At 61.9% G+C, this 2,135-nt stretch carries 2 protein-coding genes; one reads left to right on the top strand and one right to left on the bottom strand.

Annotation, left to right across the window (positions count from 1 at the left end; all coding sequences use genetic code 11):
- Window positions 1-304 precede the first annotated feature (304 nt).
- The gene (rsgA, locus tag EN969_RS27990) at window positions 305-1,345 is read left to right on the top strand and encodes a ribosome small subunit-dependent GTPase A (RefSeq protein ID WP_063167585.1); all 1,041 of its coding nucleotides are present in this window, start codon (window positions 305-307) and stop codon (window positions 1,343-1,345) included.
- A 19-nt stretch (window positions 1,346-1,364) separates the two neighbouring features.
- Here rsgA and EN969_RS27995 read toward each other — a convergent pair whose 3' ends face one another.
- Window positions 1,365-1,898 (bottom strand): sterol desaturase family protein, encoded by a 534-nt coding sequence (locus tag EN969_RS27995; RefSeq protein ID WP_027163878.1) that lies wholly within the window; start codon window positions 1,896-1,898, stop codon window positions 1,365-1,367.
- Between the last annotated feature and the right edge of the window lie 237 nt (window positions 1,899-2,135).

The raw sequence follows: 2,135 nt of genomic DNA on the forward strand, positions 1-2,135 counted from the left end.
CGCCCACAGTCATGCGGCCGTTGACCGGATGCGACAATGCTTGACGGAACTTATTCAGTCAATTTTCACAGTTCCCAATAGAACGCAAAAATATTCCATGCGTCAAATTATTTGTTAACGCTTCAAAACTGATGGCGTCATGGACTTCATTGTCAGTTCGACGAAGGGCTGCAGAAGCTTGCCGCTCAGCCCTCAGCTACGGGCCTGCTTGCCAAATGTCGCCATGCCGCCCATACACGGCTTGGAAATCACCCCACCCCGTTCGCCCCCCCTGCCAGGGATACCGTCCAATGTCCGTGACGCCGTGGTCAAAGCCGTGACGGATCACTCCACGCCATCGCTCGCCAGCCTGGGCTGGACCGAATTTTTCGGCGACCAGCTCGAGCCCGGCGAAGCCAATCTTGTCCCGACGCGGATCGCCACCGTCCACCGCGATCGCCTGACCGGCCTGTCCCAGGCAGGGCCGGTCGATCTGACGCTGGCGGCGCAGGCAAACACCGGTGACTATGCCGTCGGAGACTGGGTGCTGGTCGATGGGCATGAACACCTTGTGAAGCGCCGCCTGACCCGCAAGACGGTGCTGGAACGCCGCACCCAGGGCGGCGGCAGGGTGCCGCAGCTTGCCGCGGCCAATGTCGATACGCTGTTCATCGTCACCTCGTGCAATGCCGACTTCAATCCCGCCCGGCTCGAGCGCTATCTGGCGCTGGCCAACGAGGCCGGAACGACGCCGGTGATCCTGCTGACCAAGGCCGATACCGCTGAAGACGCCGAGACCTACCAGAAGCAAGCTGCGGCGTTGCAGCGTGGATTGCCGGTGGTGATGCTGAACCCCCGCACATCGGATGCGGCAACCGTCCTGGCTGCCTGGTGCGGTGTCGGCCAGACGGTGGCGCTGATCGGCTCCTCCGGCGTCGGCAAATCGACGCTGGTCAACACGCTGGCCGGATCGGCGCAGCAATCGCCGCAACAGACCGGGGGCATCCGCGAGCACGATTCCAAGGGACGCCACACCACCACGTCGCGATCGCTGCATTCCATCGCCGGCGGTGGCTGGGTGATCGACACGCCGGGCATGCGGACGCTGCAGGTCAGCGATGTCGGCTACGGCATCGACACGCTGTTTGCCGAAATCACCGAGCTTGCACCGCTCTGCAAGTTCCGCGACTGCACGCATGTGCACGAGCCGGGTTGCGCGGTTCAGACTGCCTTGAAGGCGGGGACGCTCGACCCGGAGCGCCTTGCCCGCTGGCGAAAACTGTCCGACGAGAACCAGAACAACACGCCGGTCCAGAGCGGGCCTCGCGGAGCCAAGACTTCCGGCGGTCGCGGAAAGAGGCGCTGAACGGCGAGGACTGAGGACTTCAGAGCTGCGCCGTGCCGAAAACGCGATCCCAGAATGCCGAAGTCACACCGAAATTGGCCGTTTCGTCGATGTGGTGATGCACCGCATGACGGCGCTTGAGCGTATAGAGATAGCTCGGATGCGCCGGGTGCCAGTGATGGATCATGTGGTGGATGCTGATGTACCACAGATATCCCAGCATCAACCCGCAGCTCACCGCGCTCGCGGTGGCGAAATCTGAGACCACCCAAACGGGCACAAACGCGACCAGCGCATGCACGCCGAGACTGAGCCAGGTTGGCGTGCCCACAGAACTGCGTTCCTCGACATGGTGACGGTCGTGCAGGTCCTTGACGTAAGGAATATGGTGAAGAGCGAACCTGTGCAGCACATACTCGATCAGCGTCCAGAGGCCGAGACAGGCGAGGACAGTGCCGATCCAGCCTGGCGCACTCTCTTCGCCAGCCTCGAGCAGCCCGGCCACTGCCAGCACGGCGATCACCAGCGGATACACCACGAAGTCGCTATAGTAGCCAATAAGACCGAGTTGCATCGTCACCTAGCCTTCGAGCCGCCAAATAAGCGATGGTATCAGATTGCCGGACTCGCGACCGAGGTGCAATGCAGACGCGCCTGACATAGCGTCGCAATCCCCTAGTGCAAGGTTCGCATCAACGATTCAAGGACCATCAGCAGGCTGCCGGCTTCGCAAATGGACGTACAAAAATGGCAAAACGCAGTGCGGGATTGCTGATCTATCGCCGCAGCGATGGCGATCTCAGGGTGTTGC

Source organism: Mesorhizobium sp. M7A.F.Ca.CA.003.01.2.1 (assembly GCF_003998945.1).
GTDB lineage: Bacteria > Pseudomonadota > Alphaproteobacteria > Rhizobiales > Rhizobiaceae > Mesorhizobium > Mesorhizobium ciceri.

What these genes read in the sequence shown, in the direction of transcription:
- EN969_RS27995 (WP_027163878.1), bottom strand. Translation starts at nt 1,898, where the DNA reads ATGCAACTCGGTCTTATTGGCTACTATAGCGACTTCGTGGTGTATCCG.